Consider the following 22,486-nt stretch of genomic DNA (forward strand, 5'->3'; position numbering starts at 1 on the left):
CGCTCATCCTGTCCTGAACCGGCCGAGTGTCGCCAGCCCTCGGCGGTTTCAGGGACGATCCCGGCGCGGGGGTCGGGGACCGGTTCTTCCCCAAATCCTCCTATCCTGCCAGTTGACATGGACTTAACTATTGTGTAAATTGATAGCACGATCTGACACGGCGGGGGGCTCACGTTTGAGCCGACACCCTTGAAGCAGGGGACTGATCCCGCGGCGGATGCGGAGCTCGCCAAACCGAGCATCGCTGAAGCTCGCGGGGATGCCACCCGACCGATACACCGCGTATCGTGCTTCAAACCCGCCCCCGGCCGTGTCCAGCCTTGACAGAAAACGTGCTCCCGTACCGTTCATCGATGCGGGAGCATTGAATTTCCTCCATAAAAACAGACGTTTGCGTGCGCGGGCTCTTCTGGGTTCCGCGCACCTGGACGACGACAACGAGGTCAGCGATGCGCAACGACAACCTGCTGATGCTCGCCGCCGCCGCCGCCTTCATCGGGGCCAGCGGCGCGCTGGCGGACCGGACGGACCGCGCCGAGAGCAAGCCCACCGCCGCCGCGGCCATGCGCACGGCGCCCGCCCCGGCGGCGCCGCGGCCCACCAGCCCGGTGCTCAAGACCGCGCGCGCCGTGCTGAGCGGCGTGGGCGTGGAGAGCGCGGTCGAGAAGACGCAGGTGCAGGTGGCGCTGGACGCGCTGTCGGGAAGCGTGCGCAAGCAGAGCGACCCCGCGGCGCTGCGGATGGCGTTCCAGGCGTACTACAACTACAAGGCGGCCAACCCCGAAAAGGTGCGCAAGCCGTACCTGTACTACGTGGACTACGGCCTCAGCAACACCACGCCGCGCGGCTACGTGTTCGACATGAAGTCGCTGAAGGTGGTGGACGGGCCGTTCAACGTGGCGCACGGCCGCGGCTCGGCCTCGCCCAGCGAGAGCAAGCCCAGCCGCTTCAGCAACCGCCAGGGGAGCAACGCCACTTCGCTGGGGCTGTACCTGGCGCAGGAGACGTACGGCTTCAGCGGCAAGTCGGGCGGGCGCTACTACACCAGCGTGGGGCTGCGCCTGCAGGGGCTGTCGGGCCGGTACAACAGCGCCGCCCGGGCGCGGGGCGTGGTGGCGCACGGCGCGCCGTACGTCACGCCTTCGCGGGCCGGCCGCAGCGAGGGGTGCCCGGCCATGGAGCAGGACCGCGCCCGCGAGCTGCTGCCCAGGATTGCCCGCGGCGGCCTGGTGTTCCTGTTCTCGCCGCTGGACAAGACGTGGATGCGCTCGGACCCGTGGGCCAGCCGCGACGTCCGATCGTCCACCCGCTCCAACGGCTGATCCGCCCCTCCGGCGCGAACGATCAAGACCCGGCGAGGATTTGCTTCCTCGCCGGGTCTTTTTCGTTGTTCCCCTTCCTCCTTCGTCAGGGACGGTTCCAAAGATCGCGCATCAGGTGGTCGTAACGGCTGTTTCCGGTGCGCGCGCAGATCATCTGCCGATCCGCATCCCTCTCGAAAACATGCGGATGGCTCCTGCCCATTCCACCTGTTTCGCGTTCCCGACACCCCACGCCGGCTCGTGCCTCGCGGGCCGGCGCGCCATGCCTCCGCTCACCACGGGTCAGTTTCGGATCGTGAGAGCAGCGGAAACGGCACGAGAAAACTCCGTTGACTCCGTTGACTCTGTGTGAGGCCATTCTTTTCACGTCCTTCGGCCGCTTCGCCGGTTGCATTTAGCAGCGCGAAAAATCAGTATTCAATGCTCGTGCAGACCGCGACGCGCGGCTTGCCTCCACGAACGCAGGAAACCACGCGGTGCGCCATGTCTCCCAACACCACCCCGCCCGCGCCGCCGCCCCGCGCGGGGTGGCGGACACGGCGGAAAGGCGTACGTTGAGCGCATCGCTCTCCCCATCGTCGGGCCCCGCGGCACCGGGCGCCGGCGCGGACCCCACCCGGGTGCTGCCCCGCGGAATGAATCCGGACCCTTCGCCGCGCCCCGTGCGCCGCGGCCTCTCGCTGGAACACCGGCTGCCGCTGCTGATCACCGCGCTGCTGGTGGCCACCATGGCCGCCGGGCTGTTCTTTGCGCACGCCGAGGTCAAGCAGGCCGCTACCCGCGCCACGCTGGAACGGCTGCGCCTGGTCACGCAGCAGCTGTCCGCCCTCAGCGCGCCCAACATTCCCCCGCGCCTGCAGGGAATGCGCGCCGCCGCCGCGAACCCCGCGGTAGTCGCCGTCCTTGACGCGCCCGAGACGGCCCCGCGCGCCGCCGCCACCCAGGCACTGCGGGAGCTGCGCACCGGCGCGGACCCGGACGTCCCCGTGCTGCTGTGGGACCGCGCCCGCCGGCCGGTGCTGCAGGTGGGCGCGTGGCCCGGCGTTCCGGCCCCGGGCGCGGCCCCCGCCGTGCCCCCCGGTCCCCTTCCCGACAGCAGCGGAGTCGGCCGGTTCTTTCGCATCGGCACGCTGCACTACTTCTGGCTGACGGTGCCGGTGCTGCGCGGGGCCGACACGCTGGGATGGGTCGCGGAGCTGCGCAGCGTGGGGGGACCGAACACGGCACCCATCCGGTCGCTGATCGGCGGCGGGGTGGACGTGTTCTTCGCCAACACGGGCGACCGCACCTGGGTGGCGCTGGACGGCACCGCGGCCCCCGTCGCGGCCGCCTGGCCCTTCCTGGGCGCCACGCGGTACGAGATGGGGGGCGGGCACCACTTTGCGCACGCCACGGCCGTACCCGGCACGCCGTGGAGCTTCGTGGGCCACCAGAGCCTGGGCGCGGTGATGGAGCGCCCCGACACCTTTCTGCGCCACGCGGGCGTGGCCGCGGTGCTGCTGTGCCTGGCGGCCGCGGCGGCGGCGTGGCTCCTGAGCCGCAGCATCACCCAGCCCGTGCGCCGCCTGCAGCTGGCGTCCGAGGCCATTGCCCGTGGCGACTACGCGCAGCGCGTGGACCTGCGCCGCACGGACGAGCTGGGAATGCTGGCGCGCGGCTTCAACTGGATGGCCGAGCAGGTGCGGGCCAGCACCGACGAGCTGCGCGACCAGTACGAGAACGCGCAGTCGCTGGCCGAGGAGCTGGAGCACGCCAACGAGCAGATGGAGGCCGCCCTGGCCGAGGCCGACGCGGCGCGCGAAGAGGCCGAGGCGGCCAACCGCAGCAAGTCGGACTTCCTGGCCACCATGTCGCACGAGATCCGCACCCCCATCAATGCCATCGTGGGATACACGGACCTGCTGCTGATGGGGCTGGAGGGCCCCGTGACTCCCGGACAGGAGCAGCAGCTGTCGCGGGTGCGCTACAGCAGCGAGCACCTGATGGGGCTGGTGGACCAGCTGCTGGACTTCGCGCGCATCGAGGCCGGGTCGCTGCGGGTGGAGCGCCGCACCGCCGACGCGGGCGAGGCGGTGGCGTCGGCGCTGTCGGTGCTGAGCCCCGAGGCGGCGGAGCGCGGCGTGGCGCTGTCGTCGGAGTGCAACGGCGACGGGCGCTACGTGGGCGATCCGCAGCGGGTAGACCAGATCCTGCTGAACCTGCTGAGCAACGCCATCAAGTTCACGGAGCCGGGCGGCCGCGCCCGCGTGACCTGCGCCCCCAGCAGCGGGACCCTGCCGGACGCGGCGGGCTCGGGGCCGTGGGTGTGCCTGCGGGTGGAGGATACGGGGATCGGCGTGGCGCCCGACCAGCTGGAGCGCATCTTCGAGCCGTTCGTGCAGGTGGAGAGCGGATACACGCGGCGGCACGGCGGCGCCGGGCTGGGGCTGGCCATCAGCCGCCGCTTTGCCCGGTGGATGGGCGGCGACCTGACGGTGGAGAGCACCCCCGACGCCGGCTCGTCCTTTACCCTCTGGCTCCCCGCCGCCCCCGGCCCCGAGGCGTAGCGCACGTTCGGAGAACGGTTCATACCGGAATCTGCCCAACCTGTCATTCTGAGGGAGGCGCCGCGCAGCGCTCTCTTTACGCTCCAGAGCATGGCGCCGACCGAAGAATCTTTATCCGAAGCGGCAGGATCTTTCCGTCACGCGGGGTTCCCCGGACGCTGCCCGGGAGAGGGTTCCGCGCGAGGGGAGGGAGATTCTTCGGTCGCGCCAACAGGCTCCGCAGTTTTCCGGGAGCCCGGAAGGTGGCGCTCGCTCAGAATGACAGGTGCTTCTGCGGATTCCGGATGGGAAGGCACCAGACCTGGACAAACCTGTCATTCTGAGGGAGGCGCCACGCAGTGCTCTCCCTTCGCCCGGGAGCATGGCGCCGACCGAAGAATCTTTATCCGAAGCGGCAGGATCTTTCCGTCACGCGGGGTTCCCGGGCGATGCCCGGGAGAGGGTTCCGCGCGAGGGGAGGGAGATTCTTCGGTCGCGCCAGCGGGTTCCGAGGCTTTCCCGTAAGCTCGGGGTGGGCGCTCTCTCAGAATGACAGGTGCTGTTCTGGTTTCAAACATCAAGACCAAAACATCGAAGACGCGGATGAAGGCTTCATCCGCGTCCTCTCTTTTTCTCCGCGAAATGCAGAGGAAGCCGGTGGATCAGGTGCCGGCGATGGTGACGTAACGCTCCAGGCGGGCCACCTCGGCATCGTCCACGTACTTGCCGATCTCGCGGCGAAACTGCTCGATGCCGCGGTACGGGCGGTACTCCTCGAACTCGTGCCGCATGCGCGCGCTCATGTTGGGGATCAGCTCGATCTCCTCGGCCGTGGCGGTGTTCAGGTCCAGCGGCTTCCACAGCTGCGTGTACACCTGGTCGCGCTGCGCCTCGCTCAGGCTGGCCAGCACGGTATTCACGCCGCGCATGTCCTGGTACGGCCGCCCGGCGATGATCGCGTCCGCCAGCTGCGGCGTAAGGCCCGGCACCGCCGCCAGCTGCTCGCGCGTGGCGGTGTTGGGGTCCAGCATGGCGCCGGCGGCCGGCGCGGGCGCCGGCGTGGTGGCGGCCGGGGCGGCGGCGGCGGCCGCGGGCGAATCCGTCGCGGCGGGGCCCATGGTGGTGGCGGTGCCCTGGACGCCCTCGTCGGTCTCGGACTCGCCTCCACAGGCGGCGGTGGCCGCCAGGGCGCAGAGCGCAACGGTCAGGATGGATCGGTTCATCGGGTCTCCGTGTGGATAGGTGCGGCGCCCCGTGCGCCGCGTGGTGCCGGCTCGCGGCGCAGCGCCGGATGCCGGTAGGTGCACGCCAGGCCCAGCAGGCCGAAGTGGGCCAGCGTTCCCGGCGCCAGCGCGGGGGTGGCGCCGCGCAGCGCCTCCCACACCAGCGTCAGGCCACGCAGCCCGGGGTCCATCTCGCGCTCGAACTCCAGGTTGCCACGCAGGTGAAGATACAGGCCCAGCACGCCCGCCGCGACGAACACCGCCATCGCCGCCTGGAATACCCGCACCGTCGCCGCGGCCGGACGGGCCAGCAGCGCGGCTCCGGCAAGGAATCCCAGGGCGAGCACCACCAGCGGCACCCACTGCCACACGGAGTCCACGTGCTCCAGCAGCACCAGCTCCGCCGCCAGCCCCACGATCCCGAACAGGACCAGCGCCACCAGCAGCCGCCGAAGCCCCCCGCCGCCTTCCCCGCCCCACCCAGCGCTATCCCGCATGTTCGTCCTGCGTCGGTGTTCGATACGGATGCTCATCTACCATGGACGCGCAGCCCGTCGCAAACGTTAGCGCCGGCCGGGGGATGGACTCGACGAATGGGATCGAACTGCGCCCGCGAGGGGCCCCTCCCCCGGCCCCTCCCCGTTCGTTCCTCACGGAGAGGGGAGAATTCGATCGCGCTGCGAACGATGTCCGCGTGCCGCCTGCACCACCTTTGGCAGGCACCTGCCCGAACTGATTCGGTGATCGCCGGGTTGCGGACGCACAGGTGCTTGGAACGCCGTACGTAGCCGGGCCGCCGAGTCCGCGAAGGCGGACTTTGCGAATTTCCAGCGGCGAATTTATTCGCTCCCGCGGGCGGCCGGCACGTTGCCGCACTCGAATCGCAACGAGCAATCATTCGCCATCGCTACCAAGCCCCGCCTCCAGCTCGCGCACCTTGTCGGCGCGGTGCTCGGCGAGGACGGTGCGGACGGTGCCGGAGCGGCCGCGCATCACCAGCGACACGGTAGTGGCGCCGGCGGGGGTAAAGCGCACGCCGGAAAGGAGCACGCCGTCCGTGATCCCCGTGGCGGCAAAGAACACGTCGTCGCTGGCCACCAGGTCGCCCGCCGCCAGCACGCGCCGCACGTCCATCCCCGCGGCGCGGATGGCGTCCGCCTCGTCCGGCCGCTGCGGGGCCAGGCGGCCCAGCATGGCCCCGCCCAGCGCCTGCACCGCGCACGCCGCGATCACCCCCTCGGGCGTGCCGCCGATCCCCATCAGCAGGTCCACCCCGCCGCCGCCGCGCGCGGCCATCAGCGCGCCCGCCACATCGCCGTCCGTGCGCAGCATCACCCGCGCCCCCGCCGCGCGGATGGCGGCGATGCGGGCCTGGTGGCGCGGCTTGTCGAGCACGAAGACGGTCAGCTCGGCCACAGGCTTCCCCAGCGACTCCGCCACGGCGGCCAGCACGCCGGCCACGGGCGCGTCCAGCAGCGCGGGATGCAGCGCGTCGCGCGCGGCGGGGCCCGCCACCAGCTTCTCCATGTAGAACGCAGGACCGGGCGACCACATGGTGCCGCGCGGCGCCACGCCCAGCACGGAGATGGCGTCGGGGGCGCCGCGGGCCAGCAGGCTGGTGCCTTCCACCGGATCCACGGCCACGTCCACGCGCCGCCCGCGTCCGGTGCCCACGCGCTCGCCGTCGTACAGCATGGGCGCCTGGTCCTTGGCGCCCTCGCCAATCACCACCACGCCGTCCAGGTCGGCCGTGGCCAGCACGCGGCGCATGGCGTGCACCGCCGCGCCGTCGCCGGCCTCCTTGTCGCCGCGCCCCACCCAGCGCGCCGCCGCCAGCGCCGCGGCCTCCGTCACGCGCACCAGCTCCAGCGCCAGCGTGCGCCCCGAAGGCTCCACGCCCCGATCTTCCGCGTTCGTATCCACCCGTCTCCATCCGGTCGATTGAACCCCGTCCGGCCGGCAATCTGCGCGCCCGGCGTCCATCCCCGCCACTCGTTCGGCCCTGAACGAGGAAACGGCGGCCCCTCGAAGAGGAGCCGCCGCTGTCCGTTCTGCGCAATGGGTCTGGAGATTACCCGACCGCGGACGGCTCCGGCCTGTCCGCGGACGCCTCGTCCTCAGCCGTCGTCTCGCCCATCGGTGCGCGCTCGGCGGCGGCCGGCGCGGCATCCGGCGGCGGGATGAAGATGGAGGGGACGCGGACAGTGGAGGAACCCGCCGCCGGCACGTCGCTGGCGGGCGCGGCGGGCTGCGGCGGCGGGGCGTCCCCGGCCGAGGCCTGCGTCTTGACCTGGGCACCGCGCCCCAGGATGTAGCCCGCGATGCCCGAGAGGATGGCCGCCAGCTCCCGCCCTTCCAGGATGTTCAGGATGCCGAACAGGATGATGGCGATGATGAGCACGAAGATGGTGACGAACTGCAGCCCTCCGTCACTCAGCAGCAGCGAGCCCACGCTGTCGCCCGCCTTCTTGTAGATCGTGCCGAAGAACGCGACGATCATCACGCCGATGAGCAGGGCGAAGAACGCGCTCACCAGGGTGCGGAACTTCTGGCTCTGGTATTCCGGCGCCAGCGCGTTGTCGATGGTCGATTCGGCGGAACGGATGTCCTGTTCCAGCGTGTGGATAGACGCGGCGATCACCCGGGAAACACTGTCGGTCTCGGCCCGCGTCTGCCCGGCGGCACTGTCCTGCTGCGCCAGCCGCAGCCTGGCATTGCTCAGATCGGCCAGCGGAATGACCCCGGGTGTGGGGATCCCGATCAGGTTGTCGAACTCGAAAGGGTATGTGGCGTCGATTTGAACGTTGCCCGCCGAGTCAGGCTCAATCTTGAGGGCTTCGTTCAACATGACCTGCAGGGAAATCCGTGCCTGGCGGTCAGCCTCCACCTGCTGGACGATCGACTCCAGCTGCCTCTGGCTGGAGTGCTCATGGACTACCGCCGTCTGCTTTCCCGTTCGGTATTCCCGAAGGCGCCTGAAGTCCCGGCGCGACTCCGCGTCGGGAAACTGGGCTTCCCAGTCGCTGGCGATGGAGTCGGCGCTCGGCATCGGGGGCGGGGGATCCTGCGCGTGCAGAGCCCGAGGGGCCAGCAGCGTAAGGACGCAGATGAACGCATACCGCTTTTTCATGAGACAGGCTCCATCTGAGGGATGAGCTCGGCGGGGAAACCAGCGCGGAACCGGCAGACCTGATCGAGACGTCACATCGTCCAGGGGCAACCCTCGGGCCGCGCGCAAAAAACGCCGAACTTGTTGCAGATACGGACGATACACGGGTGCGAAGCCCCACCCCGTTCCCGCTCCGTTGCAGCACCCCGATGCACATGTAACGTGGGCGGCTCAAGGCCCCCTGAGAATCCGTCCCTACCGATCTCGACCGGTTGCGCCCTGAACGAGAAGCGGCGGCCCCTCGAAGGGAGCCGCCGCGTTCATCCGCCGGCCAGCCGGAGTTACCGGACCGGCTTGTCCAGGTCGCGCTGGATGCCGCCCAGGCCGTCCTGCAGCTTGCCCTTGAGCTGGTCGACCTTGCCCTCGGCCTGCAGGCTGCTGTCGCCGGTAAGGCCGCCCAAGCCGTCCTTCAGCTTGCCCTTCAGGTCCGAGAGGTTGCCCTTGAGCGAGTTCTCGGCACCGCGTTCCGTCAGGCTCTTGTCGTCCATCATTCCCTCCAAGGGAAGGTGTTCCGTCACCCCATCCGTCACGGTGTGGGAGAAAGGCAAGAGCCGTACCACATCCGCCTAAATCGTTGCCACTGCATCACATCGAGCGCCAGCGCCGGAACAGGCGCGCCGCATCCACCGCCCGCTGTTCCCGGCGCGCTACGGCCGCGGCCCCACGCGCTGGACGATCCAGTCGCCGATGCGCCGCAGCGCGGCGGGGCTGAACGTCTCCTCGATCTCGGCGTACTCGCTGGGGGCGCCGGTGCGGGCGGTCTGGAACAGGTGGTTCAGCCCCGGCAGCTTCTCCGCCGTGACGTCGCGATTCCCGCCCTCGGCCAGGGCGCGCTGGATGCCGGCCAGGTTTTCGTCCGCCGGCACCTGCAGGTCCAGCGAGCCGTTGATGGCCAGCACGGGCACCCGCGTGGCCCGCAGCGCGGGGGCCGGGTTGTAGCGCAGGAACCAGCGGTACCAGGGCGAGATCAGCGTGTTGATGGCCGCGTTCATCGCCCCGTCCGAGAGTCCCCCCTGCGCCCGCTCCTCCGGCGTGAGCGACGCCTGGAAGCGCGCGCCGATCTCGCGCATCCGCGCGTGGAGCGCCGCGCTGTCCGCCGTGGCGGCGATGGCGGCGAACAGCTCGCGCTGCAGCGCCGACGTTCGCTGCACCTCGGCGTCGGCGTCGCCGCCCGCGCGGCTGATGAGCGCGCCCTGCATCACCAGCAGCTCGGCGGAGGGAATGCCCGGGCCGGCCAGCAGCACCAGGAACGCCACCTCCGGCGTGCGCGAGGCCACCAGCGGCGCAATCAGCCCGCCCTCGCTGTGGCCCACGATCCCCACCCGGTCGTCCGCCACCTCCGGCCGCGCCCGCAGCCACAGCACCGCGGCCGCCGCGTCCCGCGCGAAGTCCTCCGACGTCCCCGCGGCGAACGAGCCGGTGGATGCGCCCACGCCGCGGTCGTCCAGGCGCAGCACGGCGATGCCGCGGCGGGTGAGGTAGTCCGCCAGCACCAGGAAGGGCTTGTGGCCCAGCAGCGTCTCGTCGCGGTCCTGCGGGCCGGAGCCGCTCACCAGAACGACCGCGGGATGCGGCCCGTCCCCCGGCGGCAGGGTGAGCGTGCCCGCCAGCCGCACGCCGGGGACCGACTGCACCGCCACCTGCTCTTCGCGATACGGAAACGGCGGCTGAGGCAGCTGGGGCCGCCGCACCACCATCCCCGCGTCCGCGCCGCGCACCATGGTCAGCGGCAGGGTGCCGGCGCCCTGCACCCACTCCCCGCGCAGGCTGTCGCGCCCCACCAGCACCGCGCGGTAGCGGGCCAGGATCTGCGGGACCTGAAAGGAGACGGAGTCGCCGTTCACCGTGACGATGGCGGGGAACGCGGAGCCGTCCTGGTCCACGCTGACGAAGCGGGCCGTCAGCGTGCCGGCGCTGTCCGCTACCGTAAGGGTAAGCCGCAGCTTGAGCGCCTGCACCTCCAGCGCCCCGCCCCACCCGCCCACCAGCCGGCCGTCCTGCGCCGCCGCGGGATGCGCCACCGCCAGCGTGGCGGCGGCAAGGGCAACACCAAAGAACCTCATGGGCGTTCTCTCCATCTCGATGGGGATCGCGGACCGGCGCGCCCGCGCCATCCGCGTGTGCATCTACGGCTTCGCGGCATGAGACGATTCAGCGCTGCGCGGCCGTCAGGAATGTAGAGGCCGGAGCCAGTGGACGTGTTCGGACGGATCGCGGGGTGTCGTCCGTCGATCAAGCCGCCACTGCCGTACCCCCGAGATGTCATTCCGACGGAGCGCCGCGCGAAACCGTCCGCACCATCGAACCCGGCGCGGGACCGAGGGATCATGCTCGTTGCGATTCTATTCGGTAACGTGCCGTCGGCCCGCGGAGCGAATGAATTCGCCGCTGGAAAATCGCAAAGTCCGCCTGCGCGGACTCGGCGGCCCGGCTCTATACGGCGTCCGAAGCACCTGCGCGTCCGCAACCCGGCGACGACCGAATCAGATCCGCAATGGGCATCATTCTCGGTTTCCTCGGGGCCTGCCGCGACGCCCCGAACCGCCCCTGTCCGGCGGTTTCGCCGCCGCGGCGGTGGCGCGGGCTGCCGGTCCGGCTTCGACAAGGCCGAGAGTAGATTCCTCGGCCCTGCAACCTCCGGCGCGAGTGCCCAGTGGCAGCGTGGCCGGGCGTCGGAATGACAGTTTCTGCCTCGTCAGCAGGGTGTGTCGAGCACCGCTGGAGTCGGGAGGACCAGCTTCCCTGTGAATCACCCGCTCAGCCGCCGGCGAGGCCGCGCACGACCTTGACCGTCGTGATGACCTGCCCCGTGTGGCGGGATGTGTGCTCGCCGGCGTGGTACAGCAGGCCGCGCACGCTGCTGGGGAGCCGCGCGCGGCCCACGTGGCGCGGCTCGTCGAGCGAGGCATCGGGCGTTGCGCGCAGCTGGTCCAGCACCCGGTCGACGGTGGCGCGCGCGTGCGCCAGCAGCTCGGCCGCGGAGGCGCCGGGTTCCTGCTCGGAACGCAGTGCGGCAAGCTGCGTCCGGGACAGCGCCTCGCCACGGGCGTACGTCGTCAGCCGGTCCAGGCTGCCGGCCAGGTGGCACAGGTGGAACCCCGCGGACGCGGCGCCGCCGGGCTTCGTCCACAATTCATCGACCGACAGGCCGGACACGGCGCCCTCCAGGTCTTCCATCGCCTGCAGCAGCGCGTGCGCCACCGGCTGCAGCGCCGGGCTGATGCCATCCACCGTCACGCCGCGCATCCAGAACTCGGGCTGGCTCATCCTCATCCCATCCACGATTGGACATCCGCTCTCCATCCACCAGGCCGGAATTTCGTCCATCCGCCCGCCGCGCGCCAGCATCCGCCTGATCCCGCCGTACAACCTTTGTGGCGCGTCTTCTGCAACAGCGGGGTGGCTCCGTACAGGACGAACGCGTGACCGGAGGGAGCAAATGGGCAAGCTGGGTGGCAAGCTGGTGTGGATGCTCGCGGGGACGGCGGCGAGCAAGATGGCACGCAAGTACACGCGCAACGCGCTGCACAACGAGCGTGGCGCGCCGCGGCTGCCCCGCAGGGCGCGGCGGGAAAGCGGCCTGGGGATGATGCTGGGCTGGGCCATCGCCACCGGCGCCATCATGGCCTTGGCCGACGTGCTGAGCGAGCAGGGCAAGGAGTCCGTCCACGCCAAGTAGGCCGCGGCGAATCGCCGGGCGAGGGCACGGAATAGGAAGATACAAAGTACGCGATGAGGTCCGCACCGGCAGCGCGCCGGTGCGGACCTTTGCGTCGTGAACTCTTGTCTGGTCCTGAAGCCCGTGGAACGTGCCGGGGCACACCTCACGCGGCAAAAACGGATATTGTTGACAAGCAGCAAGATGGCCATTAACAGTTCCGCCTCAAAGGAGCGGGCGTACAATGACTCCGTTTCAGGTCATACGGGCACGCGGAGTTCGCGGTCACCCTCGCGCTGGTTCGCGAAGGGCACGTTCTCCCCATGACTCCGCTCCGCTCCGACCCAACAAGCTCTCCGACTCATCCAATGGCCTGGCTCACTCGAATGAAGATTCGACCCGCGGTGGTGCTGCTGCTGACAGCGTCCGCCTCTTGCCGTCCCTCCAGCGAAGCAGGTCCGGGGAGCGCCGCTATCAAAGACACCGCCGCCTGGAAGCTGGCCACGCAGCCGCTGGTGTACATCGGATCAGCGGGCCAGGGCGGCCATGAGCTGGACCGCGTGTACGGCGGCGTCGCAAACCCGGACGGATCCGTCGTCGTCGGCAACTCGGGAACGAGGGAGCTCCGGTTCTTTGACCCGAGCGGCGCGCTGCGCCGGGCCGCGGGCCGCGGAGGGAGAGGGCCCGGCGAGTTCCAGGCGATCAACTGGCTTCGGCCGTACCGCGGCGACTCGCTGATTGCGTTCGACCTCAGAAGCCAGCGGTTCAGCGTGTGGAGTGCGGCGGGCGAGTTCGGCCGCGTGTTCCAGCCGCCCGCGCCGGCACCGTCGACCCGCGCGGTCGGCGTGTTTTCCGACGCCAGCGTACTCATCGCGACGGACCGGCCCTACGACCCGCGCCAGGGCGAAGGCGTGGTACGGGACGAATTCGAACTGTCCCGCATCAGTCCCACGGGTGCCCTGATCGCGAACCTGGGGCGGTTTTCCGGTACGGAGTGGCTTCTGTACCGGCACCCGGCGGCGTTCGGCGCAACACAGCCCCCTTTTGGCACGGTGGCGCACGTCGCGCTGGCCGGCGACCACGTGGCCTACGCCTCGTCCGACTCGGGCCGCGTGGCGCTGCACGATGCGGCCGGGCGTCTGGTGCGCACCATCCAGGTCCCCGTGCAGCCGCGCAAGGTCACGCCGGCGATGGTCGAGCAGGCGCTTCAGGACATCTCGGACGAAGGAGAGCGCCGCGCCGTGCGCCGCCACCTGGACGGATTGCGGAACGCCACCGAGCCGGCGATCCGGGCGTTGCGCGTGGACCGCGGCGGGCGGCTCTGGATCCAGACTCCCGCCTCGGCGCCGGAGACGAGCCGCTGGCTCGTCTACGATGCGTCAGGGCGCCAGGAGGGAAGCATCCTGATGCCGTCCAGCCATCTTCCGCTCGACATCCATCCCGACCGGCTGCTGGTGAGAGAAACGGACGCGGACGGAGTGCAGCGCGTGTCCCTGCGCCAGGTGGTCCGTTGATCCGCGCCGCGCTCGTCCTTTGCGCGTTTTTGCTCGTCGCTGCCACGTCGCTGCACCTGTACCGTGATACGCGGTCCCTGCTGAGGACGCCCGAATCCATCCCCGCGCTCCTTGCCCGCCAGCAGGCTGGGGAGGCTGGTGTGGTCATCGTGATGCAGCCCGAAGACTGTCTGGGCGCCGGCGAGCTGGTCGCACGCTGGAACGACCTGCACAGGGCGGGAAGATTCCCGGTAACGGCCCTGGTGGTCGGCTCGGGCGATCTCTCTCCGCGGCAGCAGGCGGTCTTCAGGCAGAACGGCGCAGCGTTTCCCCTGCGCCCCATTGCGGCGCAGGATGCCGGGCGCGTGGCCGAAAAGCTGGGATACGTCTCCACGCCCTTTGCCGTTGTGCTCGACCGCCAGGGCCGGGTCGCCGCTTCGTTTCCCGGCCTGCAGAACATGTCGCCCGAGGTACTGGAGCAGCTGATCAGCGGCACCTGAAGGCAAGCGGGGTACGCGATGAGGTTCGCACCGGCAGCGCGCCGGTGCGGACCTTTGCGTCCGACAAACCCCGCCTGGATGAGCGGGTAAACCCGCTGCTGGGACAGCGACAAGCCCCGTCTCGGCTCGCTACGCTCGCCGAACGGGGCTTCAACCGCTCGCGTGGGCAATCCCGGCGCCCCCCTCTCGAACCCCGCCACGCCCACCACCCTCGCCCGACCTGAAAACCCGCCTGTCCGCGAAGGCGGACTTCGTGTGGTTGTTGCAGCGAATTTATTCGCCCTTGCCTGCCCTTGCCCCATTGCCTCCCCCTACCTCCCCACCTGCCTGCCCTTGCCGCCTTCGGCCATCTCCGCCCTTCCCTCCTTACACTTTCCTTACGCCTTCCGAACGCGCGGCAGACCGCATCCTTTGCGCGGCGCATTAGATTGTTCGCCGAGACGATCCATCGCCGCCCCGCCTGATCCGTCCGCGCGCCATTTCGATGCCCGACATCTTTTCCCGAATCCGCCGCCCCCGCGCGGTCACCGCGACCGGCGCGCTGCTGGCCGTGGCGCTGCTGCTGGCGTGCGCGGTGGCGTACCAGGCCCACCGCGCCGCCGGCGCGCACCGCGAGGCCACGCGCCGCCTGCTCAACGACCACGCGGCGTACGCGGCCGCCGAGTTCGCCCGGCGCGCCGCGGCAACGCTGGAAGCCGGCTTCGTGACCCTGCAGCACTTTCCCACCAACGCGCTGGAGGAGCGGCCCGCCAGCACGCCGCTCCCCACCGCGGCCGCGTTCCGCGACGCCATCGGGTGGCAGGACTACTGGTGCCAGTGCTTCGACGCGGTGCAGCGATACTTTGCGCTGGACCTGCGCGGCGGCGGGCTGGACGTGGCCGGGCCGGCGCTGGACGCGGGGACGGCCGCGTGGGTGCGGCGCGAAGTCACGGCGCACGCCGCCTGGCTGGCGCGCAACCCGGCCGCGGCGCAGGTCAACACCTTCGACCGGGTGGAAGGGCGGCAGCACACCAACAGCTACCAGCTGCGCGTTCAGCAGGTGACGGTGCGCGTGCGCGGCAGCGGCCGGGCCGCGGAGGCGCTGCTCTTTACGGTGGTGTTCGACGACCAGGACCGGCCCCGCGCGGCGTACGGGCTCATGGCCCCGCCCGCCGCCATCGCCGCCCCCATCTTTCGACGCGTCATCGACCGCAACGCCCTGCTCCCCGCCTCCGTCCACCGCGGCGCGCCCAACGACTCGCTGCTGCGCGTGGTCGTCACCGGGCCGGGGGAGGGCGAGATCTACCGCTCCGCGTCCGGCTCGGCCGCCGCGGCGCGGGCGACGGAGCCGCTGCCGGGCGCGTTCGGCTGGCTGTCGGCGCGGGTGGAGCTGCGGCCAGAGGCGGCGGCGCGGCTGGTGGAGGGCGGCGTCCCCGCGTCTCCTCTGCCCCTGCTCCTCGGCCTGCTGGCCGCCACCGCCGCCGTGGTGGCCGTCGCCTTCCTGCAGCTGCGGCGGCAGCACGAGCTGGCGCGGCTGCGGGCCGACTTCGTGAGCGGCGTGTCGCACGAGCTGCGGACGCCGCTCACGCAGATCCGCATGTTCAGCGAGCTGCTGCTGGGCGGCCGCCTGCGTACGGACGACGAGCGCGACCGCTCGCTGCGCCTGATCGACCGCGAGGCACGGCGGCTGGCGTACCTCGTGGAGAACGTGCTGGACTTCAGCCGCGCCGAGCGCGGCACGCTGGACGTCACGCCCGAGCCCGTCCGCGTGGCCCCCGCCGTGGAAGAGATCGTGGAGGGCTTTGCGCCCGTGGCACGCGCGCGGGGGATGCGCATCCGTACGCAGGTGGACGGGGACGCGGCCGCGCGGCTTGACCGCGGCGCCTTTCGGCAGGTGCTGCTGAACTACCTGGAGAACGCGGTGAAGTACGGCCCCGCGGGCCAGACCCTCATCGCTGGCGCGGCGCGTCACGGCGGCGCGGTGCGCGTGTGGGTGGATGACGAGGGGCCCGGCGTTCCGTCCGCCCAGCGCGAGCGGATCTGGGCGCCGTACTACCGGCTGAACCGGGAGACCGACCGGGTGGTGGGCGGCAGCGGCATCGGGCTCAGCGTGGTGCGCGGGCTGGTGGCGCGCCACGGCGGCAGGACGTGGATAGAGGACGCTCCCGGCGGCGGCGCACGCTTCATCGCGGAGTTCCCGGCCGCGCGGGTGCCGGTGGATGAGGAGAAACCGATGCCCGAGATGGCGGAGGCGGGGCGATGAGGCGCGTGCTGATCGTGGAGGACGATCCGGACCTGGGATTCGGCCTGCGGACCACGCTGGAGATCGAGGGATACACGGCGGACGTGGCGGAGGACGGGCTGCAGGGGCTGCGGCGGGCGCGGGAGGATCGCCCCGACCTGGTGATCCTGGACCTGATGCTGCCGGGGATGGACGGCTACCGCGTGCTGCGGACGCTGCGCGCCGAGGGCAACCGCGTCCCCGTGCTCATCCTTACCGCCCGCGGCGAAGAGGCGGACAAGGTGCTGGGCTTCCGCAGCGGCGCGGACGACTACGTCACCAAGCCCTTTGGCCTGCTGGAGCTGCTGGCGCGCGTGGAGGCGCTGCTGCGCCGCGCGGGCGGCGGCGTGGGGGAAGCGCCCTCCATCGACCGCTTTGGGGAGGTGGAGATGGACCGCGCGGCCCGCACCGTCACCCGCCGCGGGGAGACGGTGGCGCTGGCCCCGCGCGAGTTCGACCTGCTGCTGGCGCTGTACGACCGCAGCGGCGGCGTCGCCAGCCGGCAGGAGCTGCTGCGCGAGGTGTGGGGCCACCGCGGCGCCGTGCTCACCCGCACCGTCGACATCCACGTGGCCGAGCTGCGCCGCAAGCTGGAAGACGACCCCGCCGAGCCGCGCCACATCCTGACGGTGTGGAAGAAAGGGTACCGGCTGCGGCGGTAGAATCGAAAAACCTTTGTGCCCGCCACACGCCACGGGCTGAAGCCCGCGGCTGGAAAGGCCAGAAGCCCCGTCTCCGCTCGCTGACGCTCGCGGAACGGGGCTTCGTTGTGTGAGGACTTGGGGTGCTTATCCCAACCCCTCCCCCGCAGTTTGGGGGAGGGGTCGACCGCCGTTGCGAGGAACGAGCAAAAGGCCGGTCGGGGGAGAGGGCCTTCGGGTCTGGCGTGAAGCCGCGTCGGACGTCACTTTGTGCACTTCATCGCCTTCTCCGCCCTGGCCACGGCGCTTATGTCCAGCGAAACATTACCCGTCCTGCTCACCTCCGACCTCCTGCTCCGCCTGGCGGGCGAAGTGACCTACCTCCGGGGGCTGGCGTACGCCAACGAGGGCCGCGTGGGGGAGATCGCGATCCAGGACGGGGTGCTCGTCGCGCACGTGCGCGGCACCGAGACCTATACGGTTCGCCTGGACACCGAGAAGCCCGGGCTCTCCTACGATTGCACCTGCCCCGTGGGAGACGAGGTGCGGTTCTGCAAACACTGCGTGGCCGTGGGTCTGGTGTGGCTGATGGCGCGTGGAGAGTCCCTGGCCCTGACCCCGCGTCCACTACCCGCGGAACCGCCGATGGACCGGGTGCGCGCCTTTCTCGAACAGCAGGACGCCGAAACGCTGCGGACGCTCCTGCTGGCCGAGGCGGAGGCCAACGAGAACCTGCGCGAGCGCCTGCTCCTTCGCGACGCCGCCGGCGGCGCGGACGCCGCGTCGCTGAAGCGGCTGCGCGCCGCCATCGACAGGGCGACCACCATCCCCGACTTCATCGACTACGACGAAGCGGCTTCGTACGCGGGAGTGCTGGACGAGATGGTGGACGCCATCGCGTCGTTCGCGGAGACGAACCCGGCCGCCGCCATCGAGCTGGCGGAGCACGCCCTCTGGCAGGTCGAAGAGGCGATCCAGTCCGTCGACGACTCCGACGGCATGGTGGGCGACGTGCTGCGCGGTCTGCAGGAGATCCACCTCAATCTCTGCACGCATGTCCGCCCCGATCCGGCCGCGCTGGCCCAGCGGCTGTTCGAGGGCGAGATGCGCTCGGAGTTCGACACCTTCTACGGCGCGGCGGAAAGCTACGGAGAACTGCTGGGTGAGGCGGGGCTCACCGAGTATCGCCGCCTGGCGAGCGCGGCGTGGGACCGACTTCCGGCACTTGGCCCCGGCGAGCGCGACGAGAATGCCGGAACGCGGCGGTGGACGCTCACGAAGATCATGGAACGGCTGGCGAAGCTGACCGGCTCGCTGGAGGAACAGGTCGCGGTCCACAGCCGCGACCTCTCGGGACCGCAGGCGTTCCTGAAGATCGCGGAGCTCTACCGTGAGGCGGGAAACCACGAAACGGCGATGGACTGGGCACGCTGCGGGCTGGACGCGTTCCCGTCGCACCTGGATCAGGGACTGCGCCGGTTCATGGCGGATGAGCACCATCGGCGGGGCGAGCACGAGCGGGCGATGGAACTGGTGTGGCCGGTGTTCGAACGTCACCCGCACCTGGCCGAGTACCAGCTTCTCAAGGAACACGCCGACCGGTCCGGCGCATGGACGCCGTGGCGGGAACGCGCCCTGGCCCGCATGCGCGAACACGCAACGCAGCGAACCGCGGGAATGATCCCCCTGCCCGGCCGGGCGCCGGACGAGCGGTCGGAACTGGTGCGCGTGTTCCTGTGGGAGCGCGACACCGAAGCCGCCTGGCGCGAGGCACAGGAAGGCGGCTGCTCGGCGGAGCTATGGCTGCAGCTGGCCCGCGTCCGCGAGGAGGAGCATCCGGACGACGCACTGGCCGTCTATGTAAGGGCGGTGGACCGCGTCCTGGTGCAGACGGGCGACCGGGCGTATGCGGAAGCCGTCAAGCTCCTGCCGCGGGTTCGTGAGACGATGGGCCGTGCGGGCCAGGACTTTTCGGCGTACCTGGCCAGCTTGCGTGACGCCCACAAGCGCCGGCGCAAGCTGATGGAGATGATCGACCGCTTCGAGCAGCGTCCCGTGCGCCGCTGACCCGCGCAGATCCACACGCCCAAACGGACCCGCCCCGGCGCCTTTGCGGCGCCGGGGCGGGGGGTGGTCGGCCGCGCCGCCGTCCTGCAGGACTACAGGATGCAGCTGCAGTACCACTGGTCTGCGACCTTGTAGTGGTAGACGGGCTGCGTGCCTTCGCCATACTTCTCCGTGCAGAACTGGAAGCAGCCCTGTCCCGGCGGCGCCCACTCTCCACCCGGCGACGCGACGGCCTGGCTGGCACCAAAGCTGAGCGCGCCAAGCACCAGCGTCCCGCAGACGCCACGGACGAGTCTTTCGGTCATACGGCGCATCGGTTCTTTCCTCCCGTTCGAGTGACGCAGGGGTTCGACGGAATGCCGTCCCTTTTGCATCATCGTACGTTGCGAATACCATTTTGTCAATCGTTTTGTGGAGCCACCGATTGGATTTTCCCGCCACTTTCACAACGCGTTATCCGCCACTTCGAGTGTCAAATACCCGTCTGCGGCGGCGGCGAGACGTCTTGGCATCGCTCACCAGGGTCCGCGCGCGACGTGCGGTGCCACTCCGGGCCTGACCGCCCTCGCCACGATCCACACCTTCCTTACCGATTCCGAACAACCTCCGTACCGCACGGCAGCCTTCGCCCTGCACTCGCCGGCTACACTGGACGCACGTCGTCGGAACGACGCCCGCGCACCGCGCGGATTCCCATCACCGTCCAGAAGCCGGATTCCATGCCCACTCCGATCTTTCTTTCCCGCGCCGCCCTGCTCGCGGCGCTTTCCCTGGCCGCCGCCGCCGCGCCGGCTTGCGCCCAGGCCCCGCTCGACGGCGCCGCGCAGGCGGAGATGCCCGCGACCGCCGCCGGCGCGCTCGCGCAGTCGCTCATCGCCGCCATCAACAGCCCGGACCAGGCCGCCGTCGCGCGGGTGCTGGATGAAAAGCTCTCCACCACCACCCGGCAGCCGCGCGACGAGATCGCCGGCATCCTGCGCGGGCTGCGCGAGCAGGGCGGCGGCGTGACCGTGGGCGCCGCGCGCACCGGCCGCGGCGGCGCGGCGGTGATGGAGTTGTGGGGGCGTGCCGTGGAGGCGGGGGTGGAGCTCGCCGTCTGGGCGGACGAGGCGGATTCCACCCGGCTGGGGCGCATCTCCATCAACCGCTCGCTACGTCCCGGCGCGGCGTTCCGCCCTTTTCCCCGCGAGCGGATGGACGACGCGCGCATCACGCGGCTGATCGAGGACGAGCTGCGGCGGCTGGAGGCGGCGGACCAGTTCAGCGGCGTCGTGCTGGTGGGCCGCGGGGACGACATCCTCTTCCAGGGCACCTATGGTCTGGAGAACCCGCTCACGCGCCAGCGGATGACCACGCGCAGCCGCTTTCACCTGGCCTCGCAGGGCAAGATGTTCACGAGCGTCGCCGTCGCCCGGCTGGTGGAACAGGGCAGGATCTCGCTGGACGACACTGTCGGCGAGCTGCTGCCGGGGCACCCGTGGACGGAGGCCGCGCGGGGCATCACCCTGCGCCAGCTGCTGTCGCACACGGGCGGGCTGGGCGGCCTGTTCGACCGGCCCAGCTACGTGGAGGGGCGGATCTTCGGCACCGCGACGGAGCGGCTGGCCATCTTTGCGGCCGAGCCGCTGCTCTTTGCCCCGGGCGAGCGCTACGGCTACAGCAACGAGGGATTCGAGACGCTGGCCGCCATCGTCGAGGCGCAGACGGGGGAGCGCTTCAACGACCACCTTCGCGAGCAGGTGATGCGCGCCGCCGGGATGCGGACCGCGCTCCCCGACGCGCCCGCGGACTCGCTGGCGGACCGCGCCATCCCCTCGCCGTACGCGGAGGACGACCTGTTCGGCGTGCGGCCGCGGGTCACCGCCAGCCGCGGGTGGAACGCGGGCGGCGCCGGCGGCGGCCACGCCAGCGCGGAGGACATGTTCCGCTTCGTCCGCGCGCTGGTGGGCGGCCGGCTGGTGAGCCGCGCGATGGTCGACACGCTCACCGCCGGCCGCGTCCCCATCAGCGCCGACGAGCAGTACGCGTACGGCTTCATGACGCGCGTGGTGAACGGCCGCACCGTGTTCGGCCACAGCGGCGGAGGCCCGCGCGGCGTGGCCATCTGCAATGACCTGGACGTGTTCGCCGACGGCACCTGGACGGTGATCGTGATGAGCAACTACGACGCCCCCTTCTGCGCCACGCTCAAGCGGTCCATCACCGACATGCTGGCGGTGAACTGAGGATGACGGCACACGACGGTGGCAAGAAAACACCACCAGTAGGAACTGGGAGACGAGCTACCACAATATGATGTATAGACCCGGATGAAGAGGGGTTGACCTCTGTCGCGTTTTGGATTAGATATTATTCGGGCTTTGTTCGGATACGTTCACAAGGAGAATAGCAGTGGGAAAGAACCAGCACGTAGTCCCCCATCCGAACGGGTGGGCAGTGAAAGGGGCAGGCAACAGCAAAGCGACCAAGGTCGTAGGGACTCAGGCTGAGGCGATCGCCGTAGGCCGTGAGATTGCGATCAACCAAGGGAGCGAGCTGCGGATCCACCGCCCGAACGGCCAGATCCGTGACAGCTGGAGCTACGGGAACGACCCGTATCTACCTGAGGGATGAAGCCGGTTGGAGTACCGACACGAACGTAGCGCCGCAACCGGCTTGGTTGCGGCGCTACTGTTTGTCCCCTCTGCGCTCACGCCGCTGGATTGCCGGCTCCCGCCCATTTATCTTGCGGCGTTCGCCCCTCCCCCGCCCTTTCCTCGCAGACCTCGCATGCTCTCCCGCCGCCGCTTTCTAGCCACCGCGGGCGCCGCTCCGGCCGCCGCGCGGTTCGCGCCCGGCGGCGGCAGCGATGATGGACGGGAACGCGAGGTCCCGCACAGGCGGAAGGGAGGCGCCTGAACATGGAGTTCGCGCTCTACGTGTTCGCCTACTGCACGTACACGGGCGTCACGCTGATCCTGGGCGTGGTCCCGTTCCGCGAGATCCCGGAGTGGCTGCATCCCCGGGGGTGGCTCCTGATCCCGTTCATGGGGCTTCTGATTGGCGCCGGGCCCATGCTGGGCATCTATACCTTCTTGCAGATCGCGTTTCACCTGGGCGTGCTGGCGGAGGATTCCATCGTGCCCGGTGCGCTGGTGGTATGGACGGCGGGGATGATCGGGCTGAGGCTGGACGAGTATTATCGGGAACGCCCGAAGCTGCAGGCCGCCGCAAGGCGCGGCTCCCGGTCCGCCTCCGCCCTCCTGTCTGCCGCGCTCACGCGGACCCGCGCGCTCATCCCGCGCCGCCGCCCCGGAGACGCCGCAGGGCTTTCCAACTGGCGCATGCGCGGCCGGGCCGCCCCGGCGCCCGGTCTCGGCGGCTGGGACCACGGCTCCAGCGCCGCGGCAGCGGACTCCGCGGACGATGCGTGCCCCGTTCCCGCCGCCTCCGCCGCGGACGGGAGCGCCGGGGAGGGTGATCGCGGCTGCGAAAGCCCCGCATCCTCCCCCACCCACGATCCCTGGGTCAGCACGTACGGCTCCGGTTCGGACGCCGGGCCGGACTCGGGACCCAGCGACTGAGTCACCGTGGGCTCACGGCCCGGAACAATGCTGGATTGTCCGCCCGCCGCCGATTACCTTCGGAA

The 22,486-nt window shown here is 70.5% G+C and carries 19 protein-coding genes; 11 read left to right on the forward strand and 8 right to left on the reverse strand.

Features of this window, described 5'->3' with window-relative positions; translation table 11 throughout:
- Window positions 1-449 precede the first annotated feature (449 nt).
- Window positions 450-1,322, forward strand: a complete 873-nt coding sequence (locus VGC13_RS27275) for a murein L,D-transpeptidase catalytic domain-containing protein (RefSeq protein WP_331128489.1) — start codon at window positions 450-452, stop codon at window positions 1,320-1,322.
- A gap of 554 nt (window positions 1,323-1,876) precedes the next feature.
- A complete protein-coding gene (locus tag VGC13_RS27280) occupies window positions 1,877-3,868 on the forward strand; it encodes a sensor histidine kinase (protein WP_331128490.1) in 1,992 nt (663 codons plus the stop codon).
- A 641-nt stretch (window positions 3,869-4,509) separates the two neighbouring features.
- On the opposite strand, the gene VGC13_RS27285 is transcribed toward VGC13_RS27280, so the two are convergent.
- The 7 genes from VGC13_RS27285 to VGC13_RS27315 all read right to left on the reverse strand — a co-directional run bounded on the left by VGC13_RS27285 (window position 4,510) and on the right by VGC13_RS27315 (window position 11,506).
- A complete protein-coding gene (locus tag VGC13_RS27285; RefSeq protein ID WP_331128491.1) occupies window positions 4,510-5,070 on the reverse strand; it encodes a type II secretion system protein GspK in 561 nt (186 codons plus the stop codon).
- Complete coding sequence (locus VGC13_RS27290; protein WP_331128492.1) at window positions 5,067-5,567, reverse strand: hypothetical protein; 501 nt, start codon at window positions 5,565-5,567, stop codon at window positions 5,067-5,069. Before VGC13_RS27290 ends, VGC13_RS27285 begins: the two co-directional genes overlap by 4 nt.
- Before the next feature lie 397 nt (window positions 5,568-5,964).
- Entirely contained in the window at window positions 5,965-6,966 is a 1,002-nt protein-coding gene (gene glpX / locus VGC13_RS27295) for a class II fructose-bisphosphatase (RefSeq protein WP_349264259.1), read from the reverse strand.
- A 175-nt stretch (window positions 6,967-7,141) separates the two neighbouring features.
- On the reverse strand, window positions 7,142-8,200 hold the full coding sequence (locus VGC13_RS27300; RefSeq protein ID WP_331128494.1) for a hypothetical protein: 1,059 nt from the start codon (window positions 8,198-8,200) through the stop codon (window positions 7,142-7,144).
- A gap of 320 nt (window positions 8,201-8,520) precedes the next feature.
- Window positions 8,521-8,757, reverse strand: coding sequence for a CsbD family protein (locus VGC13_RS27305; RefSeq protein ID WP_331128495.1), 237 nt, complete (start codon window positions 8,755-8,757; stop codon window positions 8,521-8,523).
- Window positions 8,758-8,886: 129 nt separating this feature from the next.
- Complete coding sequence (locus VGC13_RS27310) at window positions 8,887-10,302, reverse strand: alpha/beta hydrolase family protein (protein WP_331128496.1); 1,416 nt, start codon at window positions 10,300-10,302, stop codon at window positions 8,887-8,889.
- A gap of 694 nt (window positions 10,303-10,996) precedes the next feature.
- Window positions 10,997-11,506 carry a DinB family protein gene (locus VGC13_RS27315; RefSeq protein WP_331128497.1) on the reverse strand — a complete coding sequence of 170 codons (510 nt, stop codon included), beginning with the start codon at window positions 11,504-11,506 and terminating at the stop codon, window positions 10,997-10,999.
- Window positions 11,507-11,678: 172 nt separating this feature from the next.
- Here VGC13_RS27315 and VGC13_RS27320 point away from each other — a divergent pair, with 172 nt between their 5' ends.
- The 6 genes from VGC13_RS27320 to VGC13_RS27345 all read left to right on the forward strand — a co-directional run bounded on the left by VGC13_RS27320 (window position 11,679) and on the right by VGC13_RS27345 (window position 18,858).
- The gene (locus tag VGC13_RS27320) at window positions 11,679-11,918 is read left to right on the forward strand and encodes a DUF4235 domain-containing protein (RefSeq protein WP_331128498.1); all 240 of its coding nucleotides are present in this window, start codon (window positions 11,679-11,681) and stop codon (window positions 11,916-11,918) included.
- 383 nt (window positions 11,919-12,301) lie between these two features.
- Window positions 12,302-13,411 carry a hypothetical protein gene (locus VGC13_RS27325; protein WP_331128499.1) on the forward strand — a complete coding sequence of 370 codons (1,110 nt, stop codon included), beginning with the start codon at window positions 12,302-12,304 and terminating at the stop codon, window positions 13,409-13,411.
- The gene (locus VGC13_RS27330) at window positions 13,408-13,890 is read left to right on the forward strand and encodes a hypothetical protein (protein WP_331128500.1); all 483 of its coding nucleotides are present in this window, start codon (window positions 13,408-13,410) and stop codon (window positions 13,888-13,890) included. The genes VGC13_RS27325 and VGC13_RS27330 overlap by 4 nt, the downstream gene beginning before the upstream one ends.
- 484 nt (window positions 13,891-14,374) lie before the next feature.
- Window positions 14,375-16,132, forward strand: a complete 1,758-nt coding sequence (locus VGC13_RS27335; RefSeq protein ID WP_331128501.1) for a HAMP domain-containing sensor histidine kinase — start codon at window positions 14,375-14,377, stop codon at window positions 16,130-16,132.
- Window positions 16,129-16,812 carry a response regulator transcription factor gene (locus VGC13_RS27340; protein WP_331128502.1) on the forward strand — a complete coding sequence of 228 codons (684 nt, stop codon included), beginning with the start codon at window positions 16,129-16,131 and terminating at the stop codon, window positions 16,810-16,812. The genes VGC13_RS27335 and VGC13_RS27340 overlap by 4 nt, the downstream gene beginning before the upstream one ends.
- A gap of 249 nt (window positions 16,813-17,061) precedes the next feature.
- Complete coding sequence (locus tag VGC13_RS27345; protein ID WP_331128503.1) at window positions 17,062-18,858, forward strand: SWIM zinc finger family protein; 1,797 nt, start codon at window positions 17,062-17,064, stop codon at window positions 18,856-18,858.
- A gap of 92 nt (window positions 18,859-18,950) precedes the next feature.
- On the opposite strand, the gene VGC13_RS27350 is transcribed toward VGC13_RS27345, so the two are convergent.
- Window positions 18,951-19,163, reverse strand: coding sequence for a hypothetical protein (locus VGC13_RS27350; RefSeq protein WP_331128504.1), 213 nt, complete (start codon window positions 19,161-19,163; stop codon window positions 18,951-18,953).
- 414 nt (window positions 19,164-19,577) lie between these two features.
- Here VGC13_RS27350 and VGC13_RS27355 point away from each other — a divergent pair, with 414 nt between their 5' ends.
- The 3 genes from VGC13_RS27355 to VGC13_RS27360 all read left to right on the forward strand — a co-directional run bounded on the left by VGC13_RS27355 (window position 19,578) and on the right by VGC13_RS27360 (window position 22,421).
- Window positions 19,578-21,083 carry a serine hydrolase domain-containing protein gene (locus VGC13_RS27355; protein WP_331128505.1) on the forward strand — a complete coding sequence of 502 codons (1,506 nt, stop codon included), beginning with the start codon at window positions 19,578-19,580 and terminating at the stop codon, window positions 21,081-21,083.
- Window positions 21,084-21,249: 166 nt separating this feature from the next.
- A complete protein-coding gene (locus tag VGC13_RS33550) occupies window positions 21,250-21,471 on the forward strand; it encodes a DUF2188 domain-containing protein (protein WP_349264258.1) in 222 nt (73 codons plus the stop codon).
- 287 nt (window positions 21,472-21,758) lie between these two features.
- Window positions 21,759-22,421: a hypothetical protein gene (locus VGC13_RS27360; RefSeq protein WP_331128506.1), complete on the forward strand. Its 663-nt coding sequence runs from the start codon at window positions 21,759-21,761 to the stop codon at window positions 22,419-22,421.
- The last annotated feature ends 65 nt before the right edge of the window (window positions 22,422-22,486 follow it).

The sequence above is a fragment of the Longimicrobium sp. genome, from assembly GCF_036399255.1.
Taxonomy (GTDB): domain Bacteria; phylum Gemmatimonadota; class Gemmatimonadetes; order Longimicrobiales; family Longimicrobiaceae; genus Longimicrobium.

What these genes read in the sequence shown, in the direction of transcription:
- VGC13_RS27320 (WP_331128498.1), top strand. Translation starts at nt 11,679, where the DNA reads ATGGGCAAGCTGGGTGGCAAGCTGGTGTGGATGCTCGCGGGGACGGCG.
- VGC13_RS27315 (WP_331128497.1), bottom strand. Translation starts at nt 11,506, where the DNA reads ATGAGCCAGCCCGAGTTCTGGATGCGCGGCGTGACGGTGGATGGCATC.
- VGC13_RS27300 (WP_331128494.1), bottom strand. Translation starts at nt 8,200, where the DNA reads ATGAAAAAGCGGTATGCGTTCATCTGCGTCCTTACGCTGCTGGCCCCT.
- VGC13_RS27350 (WP_331128504.1), bottom strand. Translation starts at nt 19,163, where the DNA reads ATGACCGAAAGACTCGTCCGTGGCGTCTGCGGGACGCTGGTGCTTGGC.
- VGC13_RS27335 (WP_331128501.1), top strand. Translation starts at nt 14,375, where the DNA reads ATGCCCGACATCTTTTCCCGAATCCGCCGCCCCCGCGCGGTCACCGCG.
- VGC13_RS27340 (WP_331128502.1), top strand. Translation starts at nt 16,129, where the DNA reads ATGAGGCGCGTGCTGATCGTGGAGGACGATCCGGACCTGGGATTCGGC.
- VGC13_RS27275 (WP_331128489.1), top strand. Translation starts at nt 450, where the DNA reads ATGCGCAACGACAACCTGCTGATGCTCGCCGCCGCCGCCGCCTTCATC.
- VGC13_RS27290 (WP_331128492.1), bottom strand. Translation starts at nt 5,567, where the DNA reads ATGCGGGATAGCGCTGGGTGGGGCGGGGAAGGCGGCGGGGGGCTTCGG.
- VGC13_RS27355 (WP_331128505.1), top strand. Translation starts at nt 19,578, where the DNA reads ATGCCCACTCCGATCTTTCTTTCCCGCGCCGCCCTGCTCGCGGCGCTT.
- VGC13_RS27285 (WP_331128491.1), bottom strand. Translation starts at nt 5,070, where the DNA reads ATGAACCGATCCATCCTGACCGTTGCGCTCTGCGCCCTGGCGGCCACC.
- VGC13_RS27360 (WP_331128506.1), top strand. Translation starts at nt 21,759, where the DNA reads ATGGAGTTCGCGCTCTACGTGTTCGCCTACTGCACGTACACGGGCGTC.
- VGC13_RS27310 (WP_331128496.1), bottom strand. Translation starts at nt 10,302, where the DNA reads ATGAGGTTCTTTGGTGTTGCCCTTGCCGCCGCCACGCTGGCGGTGGCG.